The organism is Snuella sedimenti, assembly GCF_016428595.1.
GTDB lineage: Bacteria > Bacteroidota > Bacteroidia > Flavobacteriales > Flavobacteriaceae > Snuella > Snuella sedimenti.
Map to the genome: position 1 here is coordinate 55,941 of NZ_JAELVQ010000008.1, position 15,204 is coordinate 71,144.

At 36.8% G+C, this 15,204-nt stretch carries 11 protein-coding genes; 3 read left to right on the forward strand and 8 right to left on the reverse strand.

What is annotated here, in order from left to right; translation table 11 throughout:
- Positions 1 to 29: 29 nt before the first annotated feature.
- On the reverse strand, positions 30 to 1,940 hold the full coding sequence (locus JF259_RS08060) for an ABC-F family ATP-binding cassette domain-containing protein (protein WP_199114805.1): 1,911 nt from the start codon (positions 1,938 to 1,940) through the stop codon (positions 30 to 32).
- 85 nt (positions 1,941 to 2,025) lie between these two features.
- Here JF259_RS08060 and JF259_RS08065 point away from each other — a divergent pair, with 85 nt between their 5' ends.
- A complete protein-coding gene (locus JF259_RS08065; protein WP_199114806.1) occupies positions 2,026 to 2,412 on the forward strand; it encodes a DUF983 domain-containing protein in 387 nt (128 codons plus the stop codon).
- A 60-nt stretch (positions 2,413 to 2,472) separates the two neighbouring features.
- On the opposite strand, the gene JF259_RS08070 is transcribed toward JF259_RS08065, so the two are convergent.
- The 7 genes from JF259_RS08070 to topA form a co-directional block, all read right to left on the reverse strand.
- The gene (locus JF259_RS08070) at positions 2,473 to 3,510 is read right to left on the reverse strand and encodes an NAD(P)/FAD-dependent oxidoreductase (protein WP_199114807.1); all 1,038 of its coding nucleotides are present in this window, start codon (positions 3,508 to 3,510) and stop codon (positions 2,473 to 2,475) included.
- 133 nt (positions 3,511 to 3,643) lie between these two features.
- Complete coding sequence (gene porN, locus JF259_RS08075) at positions 3,644 to 4,534, reverse strand: type IX secretion system ring subunit PorN/GldN (protein ID WP_199114808.1); 891 nt, start codon at positions 4,532 to 4,534, stop codon at positions 3,644 to 3,646.
- 54 nt (positions 4,535 to 4,588) lie between these two features.
- Complete coding sequence (gene porM, locus JF259_RS08080; RefSeq protein WP_199114809.1) at positions 4,589 to 6,148, reverse strand: type IX secretion system motor protein PorM/GldM; 1,560 nt, start codon at positions 6,146 to 6,148, stop codon at positions 4,589 to 4,591.
- A 40-nt stretch (positions 6,149 to 6,188) separates the two neighbouring features.
- Entirely contained in the window at positions 6,189 to 6,824 is a 636-nt protein-coding gene (porL, locus tag JF259_RS08085; RefSeq protein WP_199114810.1) for a type IX secretion system motor protein PorL/GldL, read from the reverse strand.
- Positions 6,825 to 6,897: 73 nt separating this feature from the next.
- On the reverse strand, positions 6,898 to 8,259 hold the full coding sequence (gene porK / locus JF259_RS08090; protein WP_199114904.1) for a T9SS ring complex lipoprotein PorK/GldK: 1,362 nt from the start codon (positions 8,257 to 8,259) through the stop codon (positions 6,898 to 6,900).
- Between the two features lie 161 nt (positions 8,260 to 8,420).
- The gene (locus JF259_RS08095; protein WP_199114811.1) at positions 8,421 to 9,587 is read right to left on the reverse strand and encodes a formimidoylglutamase; all 1,167 of its coding nucleotides are present in this window, start codon (positions 9,585 to 9,587) and stop codon (positions 8,421 to 8,423) included.
- 6 nt (positions 9,588 to 9,593) lie between these two features.
- Positions 9,594 to 12,080 carry a type I DNA topoisomerase gene (gene topA, locus JF259_RS08100; protein ID WP_199114812.1) on the reverse strand — a complete coding sequence of 829 codons (2,487 nt, stop codon included), beginning with the start codon at positions 12,078 to 12,080 and terminating at the stop codon, positions 9,594 to 9,596.
- Positions 12,081 to 12,441: 361 nt separating this feature from the next.
- On the opposite strand from topA, the gene miaB reads away from it, so the two are divergent.
- Together miaB and JF259_RS08110 are read left to right on the forward strand one after the other, a co-directional pair.
- Positions 12,442 to 13,887: a tRNA (N6-isopentenyl adenosine(37)-C2)-methylthiotransferase MiaB gene (miaB, locus tag JF259_RS08105; protein ID WP_199114813.1), complete on the forward strand. Its 1,446-nt coding sequence runs from the start codon at positions 12,442 to 12,444 to the stop codon at positions 13,885 to 13,887.
- 45 nt (positions 13,888 to 13,932) lie between these two features.
- Entirely contained in the window at positions 13,933 to 15,201 is a 1,269-nt protein-coding gene (locus JF259_RS08110; RefSeq protein WP_199114814.1) for a sigma-54 interaction domain-containing protein, read from the forward strand.
- Positions 15,202 to 15,204 lie beyond the last annotated feature (3 nt).

Sequence of the window (15,204 nt, forward strand, 5' to 3'; positions counted from 1 at the left end):
CTTATAACGTTAAAAAAAACTTAAATAAACTAGGCTTCCATGCTTTCAATTTCAAGCTGGATATCTTCCCATTTTTGCATAAGTTCCTGTAGGGCTTCTTTCTTTTTTTGATAAGTATCAAAAAAGCCCGGTTGTGAAGTTACTTCCTCGTAATTAATTTCCAGAGATAGATCTATTTTCTTAACGTCCCGTTCAATATCATTTATTTTTGCTTCGATATTACTCAATTTATTATTTAAAGACTTAAGCTTTTTTTGCGCTTCGTAAGACTGCTGCTTTTTTTCTTTAGGCATCTCTTTAATTACAGTTCGTTTCTCTACCTCTCTTAAACTTTCTACTTTTCGTTGTTCTAGATAGTAATCGATATCGCCTAGATACTCTTTTAGTTTATGGTCTTTAAATTCGTATACTTTATTGGTTAACCCTTGAAGAAAGTCCCGATCGTGTGAAACCAAAACTAGCGTTCCTTCAAATCTGGCAAGTGCTTCCTTTAAAACGTTTTTAGACTTTATGTCCAGATGGTTTGTAGGCTCATCCATTATAAGTACATTAAATGGCTGTAACATTAATTTTGCCAATGCCAATCGGTTACGCTCTCCACCAGAAAGTACACGCACGTACTTATCGACCTCTTCGCCTCGAAACAAAAATGCTCCGAGAATATCCCGCACTTTACTCCTATTGGTTTCATTAGCGGCATCGATCATGGTATCTAAAACAGTTTTATTACCATCTAAATACTCTGCTTGGTTTTGGGCAAAATAGCCAATTTGCACATTATGCCCCAACTTTAAATACCCATCGTATTTAATCTCATCTACAATAATCTTTGCTAAAGTTGATTTCCCTTGTCCGTTTTGTCCAACAAACGCAGTTTTACTATCGCGCTCTATGAGTAAATCGATATCCTTTAAAACCTGATTATTACCATAATTTTTTGACACGCTTTCGGCTTCTACAACTACTTTACCAGGGATAATGGACACTGGAAAGTTTAAGGTCATTACACTATTGTCATCTTCATCAACCTCTATACGATCCATTCTATCCAGCTTTTTTATAAGCGACTGTGCCATGGTAGCCTTAGAGGCTTTAGCCCTAAACTTTTCAATAAGCTTTTCGGTTTGCTCTATTTGCTTTTGCTGATTTTTATGTGAGGCAAGTTGCTGTGTCCTAAGCTCCTCACGCAGCACCAAATATTTAGAATATGGTTTTGGATAATCATAAATTCTTCCTAACGAAATTTCGATGGTTCTATTGGTGACATTGTCCAAAAACATTTTATCATGGGACACAATAACTACAGCTCCTGAATAATTATTCAAAAATCCTTCTAACCAAATAATAGATTCTATATCCAAATGGTTTGTAGGCTCATCTAACAATAATATATCGTTATCCTGCAACAACAACTTAGCCAACTCAATACGCATGCGCCAACCTCCAGAAAACGTATCGGTTAACTTATTGAAGTCTTCTCTCTTAAATCCAAGACCTTGTAAAATCTTTTCTGTATCGCCCTGGTAGTTATAACCTCCTAAAATTTCATATTGGTGCTGGTATTCGTTAACATCGACCATAAGCTGATGATACCCGGCACTCTCATAATCGGTACGTTCGGCCAACTGCGTGTTTATCGCTTCCATTTTGATCTCCAATTGCTTAATTTCCGTAAAAGCTTCATAAGCTTCTTCCAAAACCGTTCTTCCTAAAACAAAATCTATATCTTGTTTTAAAAACCCTATATTAAGCTCTTTATCACCTGCAATCTGACCAGTATCGGGTTCCATTTCTTTCGCTAGAATTTTGAGCATTGTCGATTTACCAGCTCCATTCTTTCCAATAAGGCCAACTCTATCTCCATTACCTAACTTGAATGTTATATCCTCGAACAAATATTCGCCTTGAAATGAAATCGATAAATTATGAATGTTCATCATAGAAATGTAACTTATAATACAGAACTTTAATTATTAATATCTTATTTTTGCCCTGTAATTGCGCTTGCAAAAATACACAATTATTATGTTTAAAAAAGGAAGCAAATTATATAGCATATTAACTGGAACTTGCCCAAAGTGCCATGAAGAATCGATGTTTAAAAACAAGAATCCTTATATTCTTTCGGAGGCTTTAAGCATGAATGAAACATGTTCTAACTGTGGTACTAAATACAAAATAGAACCTTCTTTCTTTTACGGCTCTATGTATGTAAGCTACCCAGTAGGCATTGCTTTTGCAACGGCCGCATTCGTTATTTCCTTTTTTGTTTTTAAGGCTTCGCTAAGCGTTGTTTTTGCTTCAATAGTAGGCACATTAATAATTTTTATGCCGGTTATTTTGAGGCTTTCAAGAAATATATGGATCAACTTTTTTATGCATTACGACCAATCGCTTGCTAAAAAGCCTTAAGGATATATTATAATACGGTGTTCATCTTTATGCTCTTTTAAACCTGAACAGTTCTTAGCCTTAGAAACGGGTAATATCAATATCTTTTTCCAATGGTTTTCCGTGTTCAATAAAATTAAAAAGCTGTTCGGCTACATAGGGCGCAATCATAACCCCTCGTGTACCCAAACCATTTAAAACAAATAAATTTTTGTGCTTAGGGTGTACACCTACTAACGGACGCCGATCAATTACCGTGGGTCGTATCCCTGCTACTTGATTTACAACGTTATAGGAGCAACTTATTACTTTTTCCAATTTAGATAAGAGTTCTTCTTTTGCCTTATTGGTAACAGTATTGGTCTTGTCACTCCACTCATAAGTCGCTCCTACAATATACATATCCTTTCCTAACGGAATTAAAAACACACTACTCTTTAACACATAATCTATCTCTAGATCTGGTGCATGGATAACCAACAATTCGCCTTTTGTAGCCATTAAAGGCAGCTGATTAAAAAACGGATTACGAGCAAGCCCATAGCCTTCTGCAAACACAATGTGTTTTGCTTTTACTGTTTCGTATTGTATACCTCCCTCTTTTACTTCTAGGTCATCATGGTTGAATACATTATTGAAAAGCATTCCTTTCTCCTTTAAATCCTCCTTATATGCTTCTACCAACTGTTTAACATTAATGCGCCCCGTGTGAAGCACCTCTCCATAACCAAAGGGTGCTTCAATAGCTTTATTATTATTCTTAATGATATTTAATGAAAGATAACGACTCAGCAAAGGGTTATCGGAAGCCGCAAACCAATTGTTCTGCTCTTCCAGCGAAGTAAATTTTCGATAAACCGGTATTTTATAATCCAATTTAACTTTTAAATTTTCTTCAATACCATGGTACATTGGTAATGCTTTTTGCAACTGCTCATCACTTTTCCAAACAGGCGTAAACCGTTTTAGCACTACAGGATTGTATAGTCCTCCTGCTACAATAGAAGACTGTTGCGAACTGTTATCAAACACAACAAAGCTCTTATCATGTTTTCTTAACTGCTCACAAAAACTAATACCCGCCAGACCTACTCCTACTACTATATAATCTACTGTCATAACAGCGCGAAGATACTGATAATACCCATTTCTACTTTAAATTTATCCACAGAAAATGGGTTTCTATATGTCTTGTAATCAAAAAAAACGCCCACCGATGGTGAGCGTTTTATATTTTTAAGGCATGCAAAGTTTAATAAGTCCACATATCCAATTCGAAATCTCGAATTTTAGTTTTAATCCTATCGGACTCTAACAATTGCATCAAGGCATTTTGAGTAATATACTCATTTACTTTTCTATCTCCCTGTACGTTTTCTTCGGCATAAATATACCCATTAAAGCGTCTGGAGTTTAGGATATGATCGAATGAATAGGGCATGGAACTATTTTCGTTGTTAAACGCTTTTGCTTCATGCAGCACTTCCCTGACATCTGGGAAAAATATCCAGAATAACTCTACCAAATCAGGTTGCTCTTCGTCAATAAAATTAACATCGGGCGCTACGGGCGCAATACCCAACAAACGGTATTTCAGTTCTGCTTGACGCTTATCGAAATACCACACGCCTTTAACACGGTACTCAGCTATATCGGCGGCGGTTAACTCTCTTCTATCGATATATTCGGCAGATAATTCTTCACCTGCATTTAATTGTTCAATACCCATTTCTGTGGTATCAACTTTTACTAAAGCCGCTTGAATATCATCTAGCGTACGTTTAGTTCTAAAATAAGAATCGTCGTAAATGTTTTCTATTCTCCCGTTCTTGATGTTCTTCATTAATACATCGTACAAAGACCTCCTATTGCTTCCTATGTTATTTGTATCTATAGGATAATACAACGGGAAATTAGCACGCTCATCAAGGACTACTTTCTCCCAAACTATTTTAGAAAAAAGAACATCCCTATCGTCCACATAGCCATATTCCAAAGGTTTATCGTTATCGATCGCTTTTTGTGACTTTGTTCTTACTCCAATTTCTTCAGGGCTTTTAGCGTTAAGCAAATTTGCCTGCGCAAACATACCTGATACTGCAAAAACAGTAGTGGCTGTTAATAAAAAACGTTTCAACTTCATCTCTTTTAATTTTTAATTATTAGGATTAAAGACCCTTATTGCAAATCTTAAATCTTAATTTGTAAGTTCTATAAATACGGGCGATACTTTTTTAAGTATAACACTTACACCGCTCGCCTTAGCTTCAATATCAAATATTTGAACGCCTGAACCTCGCTTTGCCTTGCGTAAAGCCGATTTAGCTCTACTATCTAATTTATTACCATTTACATCAATGGTAGGTTGTCCAGGCACTTTAAATTTAAACCCGGTAACACGTAATGGCAATTCAAAATCGAAATCATCGAACTTAGCTCCAATGGTAGATATTTCAAGGCTTTGACGTTGCATTTTTAACGCGCCATCTTCGCCCCTTAATGTTCCTGTAGGTTTCGGCAAATCTTTAATTCTAAAGCTTGCTCTATCGCTCACTTTTTGGCCATCAGGCAACGTACCTGTAACATTAATGGTAACTTCTCTACCTTGTATTCTAGTAGCATCCATTATATACTTGCTCGTTCCAACTTTTGTTAAGCCTTGGGCACTAGCACTAATTTTATTATCGGATACACCTGCAAATGAAATAGTCATTGGGTTTTTAACGCCACGGTAAACCACATTCATTTTATCGGCTGATATGGTCGCCGCATTTGGTTTTGGAACGGTAGCAAATGATTGCGATACGGGCACTTCAATATCTTTACCATCTTGTGCAAAGATTAATTTACCTTCAATTTTATGCTCTCCAGCTGCCCCAGCATTTACTTTTAGTTTCACCTTACCGTCTTCAATAGTATATTGATTTTCGGTAAGCTTTCTACCATCTAATGTTAATTCAACGCGGTTAGGCTTTGTAGTAGCATCTTTACGTCCTAATACGATCTCACCATCAAACTCTTCGCCGTTAAAATAAGCTGATTTTGAAGTTTCCATCAAGGTCGTATAATTTGTCATAGATACTTCACTTGTAAGGGTCCCTTTTAACATGTTTGACAATACTTCAGACTCCGTTGTTTTAATATCGGCTTGAAGTTGTGTCATTTTAGTAAGTGAGGCTACTAAAGGAAATCCTTTGTAGTGGTGCTCTAACCAATCTACTGTTCCAGCTCCACGCTTTACTGGATCTGTTTTAAACTTCTTTTGCACATCTGCCACCACAGTTTCCATTCCTGGATTATTAGCTAAAATCTCAGCTACGCCATCTCTAAATGCCGCAAGTTGGTTCATAAACTCTTCGCCATCTGGTTTAAGTTTATCGCCTTTAAAAAAGTGCTCATCTAAATAGTCACCTTTATCCATGATTTCATAATCTGTTGGATCGTCGATCTTTGCTGTCATCTTCCCTTTTAAGTCTTCCAAATAACTATCGAAAGTTGTAGCTAGGGTATGTATTTGACTTGCTTTATCTTTTAAGGGCTCGTATTTGGCCGGCTGATCGATAGCTTGTTGTTCCAAACCTGCCATGAAAGCCGTATTACGTTCTGAAGCTGCTACGTTCGATTCGGTTAACTTTTCATTCATTAATCCAAATGCCGAAAGCACTTCCTTTGACATATTTAATGCTAGCATCGCTATAAATATTAAATACATCAGGTTGATCATTTTCTGTCTTGGTGATAAATTTCCTGCTGCCATGTCTAATTAGGTTTTGGTTAATTTTTGGGATAACCCCTAATTATTTTTTATTCATAGCAGACAGCATACCACCGTACACACCATTTAATGAAGATAGGTTTGACGCCAATGATTGCATTTGCTCTTTTAATTTAGCAGCATTTTCTACAGACTCTTCGTTAATAGATGCCTGACGGTTGATACTCTCCAACTGTACTTTATACAAACTGTTTAGAGACTCCATTTGAGCAGCAGCTAAAGATAATTCTTCTCCATACTTTCTAGTTGCTTCTAACGACTCTACTGTTGGGGAAATATTTTTTGCCGCTCCTTCAAAGTTTTTAATGCTATCGCCTAAGCTAGCCATTAATTCTCCATCTATTTTAGCGTCTTTTAATAATTCGTCTAGTTTTTTAGACAGCATGCCTTGAGCATCTTTGGGCTCTTTACTAGCTGCATCTCCTCCTGCCAATTCAGGGTATACTAACGACCAATCCAAATCATCATCTACCGGTTCGAATGCTGAGATCGCAAAAATTATTGCTTCTGTTACCAATCCAATAGTTAGCATTACATTACCTGTTAAAGGTCCAATTTCAAAATGAATAATCTTAAATAGTGCTCCAACGATTACGATTGAAGCGCCTAATCCATAAGCTAAATTCATAAACTTCTTACTTGCTCTTGACTGTGCCATAATTCTCGGTTTTTAATTTTTAAGTATGAATACTTAAGTAGGTTAATTAATAGTATTTATTTTAGATTTATTGTTACTTTTTAGAATTGTCGGTTACTTTTGTCCCCATGTAATCCTGTACCGTTCTAAAACCTATGTAACTTCTTGCTGAGTCTGCATATTCGTAATCTCGGGAGCTTACCTGTAAAAAGTAAGCAACATCTTTCCAAGATCCTCCCCTAACTACTTTACGCTGATTGTTATTATCGTTTACACTTGGATTGACAGTTGAAACGAATTCGTAAGATGATGGATCGTATGATGCATTCACCCATTCTGAAACGTTTCCTGCCATATTGTAGAGATTATAATCATTTGGTTCGTAAGATTTAGCCTCAACTGTATACAAGGCTTGGTCGGCAGCGTAATCACCTCGAACGGGCTTAAAATTTGCCATAAAACAACCTCTATCGTTTCTAGCATAAGGTCCTCCCCAAGGGAATGTTGCTGCTTGCAAACCACCTCTAGCTGCATATTCCCATTCTGCCTCAGATGGTAATCTGAATGAGTTTACAAAAGCTGTTCCTTTGGATTTTTGATAGGCATTCTTCCATAAAGTTCGCCATTGACAAAATGCCTTTGCTTGCTTCCAAGTAACGCCTACTACAGGATACTCCCCATAGGCATCATGCCAAAAATAATCATTGTGCATGGGTTCGTTATATGAATAAGCAAAATCCCGAATCCATGTTGTAGTATCTGGATACACTTCAATCTCTTCTTTAATTAACACATCCTTACGTGCTAAAGAACGGTTATGGGCTGCTTTTTGTATATCCATATAAGTATATTGGAACTTGAACTTTTTAACATCCCAAGTGCGTTGTCCATTATAAGACTCTTCAATTGGCAAGTACATGGTATCCATAACCTCGGCATAATACTCATCTGGATAGTCATTAATATCGAAAACCAAATCGATGTCCTTATTAAGCTTTCTACCTTCATATCCGGTAGGACCTAGACCACTATAATTTTCGAACATGTATTTTTCATATACAGTCATATTGGCTGTATCGGCATCTTTAAATGCATACTCGCCAATACCGCCATCATCGGGAGTCATCCCAACTTCATCTGCTAAAATAGCTAACTTTGTTCTTACTATAGAATCCCGAACCCAGTTAACAAATTGTCTGTATTCACTGTTTGTTATTTCTGTTTCATCCATATAAAAAGCACGAACAGTCACTGTTTTGGCTGGAGCATCATGAACACCTGCTAAATCATCATCGGCTTTACCCATAATAAACGCACCCCCTGGCACAAGCTCCATACCATAAGGCTTTTCCGGATGCCATTTTTTCCCTTTAACACCCACTAGTTCACCTCTATCTTTAGAGCCACAACTAGCTAGCAATGTCAATACTGTGGTTAATACTAAAAACTTCTTCATATCCATAAAAACTCGAGGTTAATTTATTTTAAGCTTCATTTGAGAGCGTAAACATATCTATATATTTTTTAAAAAACAACTTTTTACCTGAAAAATTTACATTTCATCGTGAAAAAACAGCATTTCACCGATAAAATAAGCACTTAAACCTGTAATCTTATTTAGACGCTATTCTTCCGAAATGCCTTATACCACCGCTCTGGGATTATATTGCTACAAGCATCTATATAATCTTGATGTGTGCAAGATAATAACGTATGTCTCTTTAATTTATTATTGACATCGGCTAAAAATGGTATTTCTATCCACCATCTTCCTGTTTTATTACTTTTATAAAATATCAATTCTTGGGAGTCTACTAAGGTAATAAATTTTTGATAGCTATTTTCATCGGCAAAGTCATCGTCCCTTACCCTAAGGTTAACACCTTCAATAAAATACCAAAGCATTTGCGAAACAAGCATAGCGGTCATCTCATCGTCCTTGGAAGGCTTATATTCGTAAATCCCCAAAGAAGTCACTTTATTGCTTATACCTGCATAACGTGCTATGGCACATATTTCTTTTCCATCTAAGCCATTGGGCGAGAATTTTTGATTTAAACTAACTTCTGATCCCTTTACCGAGTTCAAATCAATACTTACAATATTGGCATCACGAACAGCCGGTTCTACCAGCGAAATATCATTAGACACCTCCCCTAACCGATACGATTCGAAATACAACTGATCCATTAAATCTATCTCTTCTTGCGAATTGAAATAGGTTTGATAGCCAATAGTTGCATAATTAAACAAGTTGTAAGGTTCATCTAAAATAATCTTACCCACGAAGCTATTGTTTTTCATTGGTTTTGAAGAATCCCCCATATCAAACTTACAATCTACATTTACAATATTAACCATTGGGATTACATCGTCATAAGCACGGTACGTAGCATAGGTAAGGTCTTGTGTCCCTCCAATAATAACTGGTATAATATTAAGCTTTAATAAAGCCGAGACTATACTTTTTAAGGCAAAATAAGTATCTTCAACACGTTCTCCCTTTTCAATATCGCCTAAATCTGCAACAACCGAGCTCCAACTTCCAGGAAACAGGCCGTAGAACGATTTTCGGATTTCATTTAGGTTAAATTCTTCTCCTATATAATTAACATCATTCCTATTCTCTAACACACCTATAATAGCAATACCAACTGCATCTAAATCTGGAATGCCTTGATTTTTCGAATGAATTCTCAGCTTGCTCCCTAACGCTTGTGAAGACAACAAAGCGTTATGGGCCAACACTAAATCTGAAACAGGAGACAGAAAATTAAAATCCATATACTATTATTTCTTTTTCGCTGCTGCTTTTTTTCTTGTTTTCTTCTTAGGTTGATTTGCTTCTATTATAGCTTGGGCCTCTTCCAATGTCATTGCAGAGACATCAACTGTTTTTGGTAACTCGACCTTCACTTTTCCTTTAATAACATTATGCCTTCCCCATCTTGCCTTCTCAATACGTATACCTTCTTCTTCCCAATTATGCACAACTTTATCGATTTCCTTTTGGATTTTTGTCTCTATCAATTCAATTATATCGTCCTCCGACAAATTATCCCAATCGTATTTTTTATTGACATTAATGAACATATTGTTCCATTTTATAAATGGCCCAAAACGTCCTTTTCCTTTTTGAACAGGCAAATCCTTATACATATATATAGGCGCATCGGCTTTTTGCTTTTCCTTAATTAAATTGATCGCTTCATCAAGTTCTACACTCAACGGATCAACCCCTTTAGGAAGTGAAACAAACGCATTACCATATTTAACGTAAGGTCCAAAACGCCCATTGTTAACCTCAATTACCTCTCCTTCGTATGACCCTAGGTCTTTTGGAAGTTGAAATAAATCCATGGCTTCTTCGAAAGTAATGGTATTTAATTGCTGATCGGGACTTAAACTAGCGAACTGTGGTTTTTCTTCATCATCTACTGTACCTATTTGTACCATCGGTCCAAATTTACCCAAACGCACACTCACTTGCCTACCCGTCTTAGGATCTACCCCTAAAATACGCTCACCGGATTCCCTATCGGCATTTTCTTGAACATGCTCTACTTGCGGATGGAACTCTTTATAAAATTCTTCCATCATATTAGACCAGTCTACTTTACCTTCAGCAATATCATCAAAATCTGCTTCTACCTTAGCTGTAAAGTTATAATCTAAAATATGTTCAAAATGATTTACCAAAAAGTCGGTTACAATCATTCCGATATCTGTAGGCACAAGTTTTCCCTTATCCGATCCAACTTTTTCGGTTAACAATCTATCTTTTACCTCACCATTCTTTAATGTTAACTGAGCATACTTTCGTTCAACACCTTCAACGGTTCCTTTTTCTATATAGTTTCTATTTTGAATGGTAGAAATTGTGGGCGCATAAGTTGATGGACGACCGATACCAAGTTCTTCCAACTTCTTAACCAAAGAGGCTTCAGTGAATCTAGCTGGCGGTCTTGTATATCGCTCTGTTGCTGTAATATAGTTATTAATAAGCGCCTCATTAACCGACATTGCGGGAAGCATGCCTTCCTGTTCTTCGTTTTCGTCATCAGTACCTTCTAAATAGACTTTTAAAAATCCATCAAAAGTTATAACTTCTCCATTTGCCGTGAACGTCTCCTTATGCGAGGATGCACTAATTTTAACATTAGTACGTTCCAATTTTGCATCACTCATTTGCGATGCAATGGCTCGTTTCCATATTAAATCGTACAAACGCGCCTGATCCCTATCTATACTTATTGAACTTAATGAGAAATCTGTAGGACGTATAGCTTCGTGGGCCTCTTGTGCCCCTTTAGCTTTCCCTGTATAATTTCTTGGTTTGCTATACTCTGCCCCATATGTGCTTTCTATTTCTAACTGCGCCCCTTTTCGTGCTTCATCAGATAAATTTACACTATCTGTCCTCATATAAGTAATTAGACCAGCTTCATACAAACGTTGTGCAACGGTCATGGTTTTACTTACCGAAAAATATAATTTACGAGAAGCTTCCTGTTGTAACGTAGATGTCGTAAAAGGAGCTGCTGGCGATTTCTTAGCTGGCTTTTTCTCTAAATTAGAAACTTTAAAGGTTGCTACCCCATTCTTCTCCAAGAAGCTTTGAGCTTCTTCTTTTGTAGCAAAGTTCTTTGGTAATTTAGCTTTAAATGTTTGCCCTGCTTCGTTAGAGAACTCTGCATCGATACGATAAGAAGCCTCTGGCGTAAAACTCTGTATTTCGCGTTCACGTTCTACTATAAGCCTTACTGAGACCGATTGCACCCTTCCTGCAGACAAGCCTCCTTTCACTTTTCTCCATAATACCGGTGACAATTCGTACCCCACAATTCTATCTAAAACACGGCGTGCTTGTTGGGCATCTACTAAATCGTAATCAATACCTCTTGGATTCTCTATAGCTCTTTGAATGGCCGTTTTAGTAATTTCATGAAAAACAATCCGTTTGGTCTTCTCCTTATCCAATTTCAAGGCTTCTGCTAAATGCCAAGCAATAGCCTCTCCCTCTCGGTCCTCATCACTTGCTAACCAAACCATTTCGGCTTTCTTAGCTAAGTCTTTTAATTTTTTAACAACCGCTTTCTTATCTTTCGAAACTTCATACTTTGGTTTAAAGTCACCTTCTACATCAACTCCTAATTCTTTGGATGGTAAATCGGATATGTGCCCAAAACTAGACGCTACCGTATACTCTTTTCCTAAAAATTTCTCAATAGTTTTTGCCTTAGCAGGTGACTCAACAATCACTAAATTCTTCGCCATACTTCAATTTTTGGAGCTACAAATGTATATGAAAAAAAGTTTATCTGCTGCATTTTAAGGATTATCTGTTAAATTTTTCAACAAAAAAAGTCATACTTAACATTTAAAATGTAAGCTTTTGTGTTTAAATTTTAATCATAAGAACGCTTCTTGACTTTTCTCCATCCTTATGATTAATTCTGTTTAATTCTTCTCCACCAAACTTAACACATAAGCATATAAGAAAGACTAAATTTGATAGGACAAACCCTATTCTCTTAAAGCTTTATTAAATTTACAATTTTAAATATGACACTTTGTCACAAAGTACAAATTAATTGTATCTTTGCATACTTATTGACTGCTATCCGTTCAATACATTATGGAAAAGATTATAGAAGAAGAAAAACAAGGTCAATCACTTATCCTTGACCAACAAGAAGGGAATACGCGCAAGCTTTTTATTGAAAGCTATGGCTGCCAAATGAATTTTAGCGACAGTGAAATTGTAGCATCTATTCTGGCTAAAGAAGGATTCAATACAACACAGCATTTAGAAGAAGCCGATTTGGTTCTGGTAAATACCTGCTCTATTAGAGATAAAGCCGAACAGACCGTAAGAAAGCGACTTGAAAAATACAATGCTGTAAAAAAAATAAATCCTTCCATGAAAGTAGGTGTCTTAGGCTGTATGGCAGAACGCCTGAAAAACAAATTCTTGGAAGAAGAAAAAATTGTAGACCTAGTAGTAGGTCCAGATGCTTATAAAGATCTTCCTAATTTACTATCGGAAGTTGAAGAAGGCAGAAACGCCATAAATGTTATATTATCTAAAGAAGAAACCTATGGCGATGTTTCACCTGTACGCTTAAACAGCAATGGTGTTACCGCTTTTGTATCAATCACCCGTGGATGTGACAACATGTGCACCTTTTGTGTAGTTCCCTTTACCAGAGGGCGTGAACGCAGTCGCGACCCGCAAAGTATTTTAGAGGAAATAAACGATTTATGGAGCAAAGGGTTCAAAGAAGTTACCTTACTAGGCCAAAATGTCGATAGTTATTTATGGTATGGTGGTGGATTGAAAAAAGATTTCGAAAAAGCCAGTGATATACAGAAAGCTACGGCCACTAATTTTGCCAAACTTTTAGAACTATGTGCCCAAGCACATCCTAAAATGCGTTTTCGTTTCTCTACATCCAATCCTCAGGACATGACTATGGACGTTATAGAAACCATGGCTAAGTTCAATAACATTTGTAATTATATTCATTTACCGGTTCAAAGTGGTAGCAACCAAATACTCAAAGCGATGAATCGTCAACACACCAGAGAGGAGTATTTCGAGTTGATCGACAACATCAAGCGCCTTATACCGGACTGCGCTATTAGTCAGGATATGATTGCTGGATTCCCTACCGAAACGGAAGCCGACCACCAAGACACTTTAAGCCTTATGGAACATGTTAAATACGACTTTGGCTTTATGTTTGCTTATTCCGAAAGACCGGGCACACTAGCCGAACGTAAAATGGAAGACGATATTCCTGAAGACACTAAAAAGCGTCGCCTAAACGAGATCATTCAATTGCAACAAAAACATAGTTTATACCGCACCCAACAGCATCTTGGAAAAGTTGAAGAAGTACTTATTGAGAAAGCTTCAAAAAAATCGGATGTGCATTGGTCTGGACGCAACAGCCAAAACACCGTAGTCGTTTTTCCTAAAGAAAACTACAAAGTAGGTGATTTTGTAAACGTTAAAATAACCGACTGTACCAGTGCAACACTTATTGGGAAAGCTGTAGGGTATTCAGAAAACAATTAATAACAAAATAACAATACAATCACTGCTTTTGTGGTGAATAACGATATGGAATCTGTTCAAACTATTAAACAACGTTTTGGTATTATTGGTAATTCGCCAGTGCTTAACAGGGCCTTGGAAAAAGCCATTCAGGTAGCACCTACCGATATTTCGGTACTGGTAACCGGCGAAAGTGGTGTTGGTAAAGAAAGTATTCCAAAAATAATACATCAATTATCCCACAGAAAACACAATAAATACATTGCAGTTAACTGTGGTGCTATTCCCGAAGGCACTATCGACAGTGAACTTTTCGGGCACGAAAAAGGAGCTTTTACAGGAGCAACACAAACACGGCAAGGCTATTTTGAAGTGGCTGATGGGGGCACTATCTTTTTAGACGAAGTAGGTGAATTACCATTAACTACCCAAGTACGATTATTACGTGTTCTTGAAAATGGGGAGTTTATAAAAGTAGGATCCAGTAAAGTTCAAAAAACCAATGTACGTATTGTTGCTGCCACCAATGCAAACATGTACGAAGCCATCAATAAAGAAAAATTTCGTGAAGACCTCTATTATCGCCTCAGCACCGTAGACATCCACTTGCCTCCTTTACGGGAACGCCAAGAAGACATCCATTTACTTTTCAGAAAATTTGCAAGTGACTTTGCTTTAAAGTATAAAATGCCAACGATTAAATTAACAGACAATGCTGTTGATATTCTTTTAAAGCATAGATGGAGCGGTAACATCCGACAGTTACGTAACGTTGCCGAACAAGTTTCTGTATTAGAACAAAACAGGACCATTACTTCCCAAGTACTAAGAGGTTACTTACCAACAGCAGGAAGTAATTTACCGGCAGTAATTAAAACGTCCAAATCGGAAAGTGATTTTAGTAGTGAGCGTGAAATTTTATACAAAGTACTGTTCGATATGAAAAACGATCTGAACGACTTAAAAAAGCTCACAATGGAACTTATGAAAAGTGGCAGCGTTAAAGATGTTGAAAAAAGCCATGAAGGTTTAATCCAAAAAATTTATGGTAATGACGACGATGATGACGATACTTTTGAGGATTCTACCGAAGACACCGAAGTTTTATCCATCCCAGAACACACGTCAGTTCCCGAAGCTCTTGCAAATACTCTAGACAAATATCATTTTGCAGAAGAAATTGAAGAGGAAGAAACGCTATCTTTACAAGACAAAGAATTGGAATTAATAAAAAAATCTTTAGAGCGCCACAACGGAAAACGTAAATTAGCTGCCGCTGAACTAGGAATTAGTGAACGCACCTTATATAGAAAAATTAAACAATATGATCTTTAACAA

What these genes read in the sequence shown, in the direction of transcription:
- JF259_RS08060 (WP_199114805.1), bottom strand. Translation starts at nt 1,940, where the DNA reads ATGATGAACATTCATAATTTATCGATTTCATTTCAAGGCGAATATTTG.
- JF259_RS08065 (WP_199114806.1), top strand. Translation starts at nt 2,026, where the DNA reads ATGTTTAAAAAAGGAAGCAAATTATATAGCATATTAACTGGAACTTGC.
- JF259_RS08070 (WP_199114807.1), bottom strand. Translation starts at nt 3,510, where the DNA reads ATGACAGTAGATTATATAGTAGTAGGAGTAGGTCTGGCGGGTATTAGT.
- porM (WP_199114809.1), bottom strand. Translation starts at nt 6,148, where the DNA reads ATGGCAGCAGGAAATTTATCACCAAGACAGAAAATGATCAACCTGATG.
- JF259_RS08095 (WP_199114811.1), bottom strand. Translation starts at nt 9,587, where the DNA reads ATGGATTTTAATTTTCTGTCTCCTGTTTCAGATTTAGTGTTGGCCCAT.
- porK (WP_199114904.1), bottom strand. Translation starts at nt 8,259, where the DNA reads ATGAAGAAGTTTTTAGTATTAACCACAGTATTGACATTGCTAGCTAGT.
- topA (WP_199114812.1), bottom strand. Translation starts at nt 12,080, where the DNA reads ATGGCGAAGAATTTAGTGATTGTTGAGTCACCTGCTAAGGCAAAAACT.
- porL (WP_199114810.1), bottom strand. Translation starts at nt 6,824, where the DNA reads ATGGCACAGTCAAGAGCAAGTAAGAAGTTTATGAATTTAGCTTATGGA.
- miaB (WP_199114813.1), top strand. Translation starts at nt 12,442, where the DNA reads ATGGAAAAGATTATAGAAGAAGAAAAACAAGGTCAATCACTTATCCTT.
- porN (WP_199114808.1), bottom strand. Translation starts at nt 4,534, where the DNA reads ATGAAGTTGAAACGTTTTTTATTAACAGCCACTACTGTTTTTGCAGTA.
- JF259_RS08110 (WP_199114814.1), top strand. Translation starts at nt 13,933, where the DNA reads ATGGAATCTGTTCAAACTATTAAACAACGTTTTGGTATTATTGGTAAT.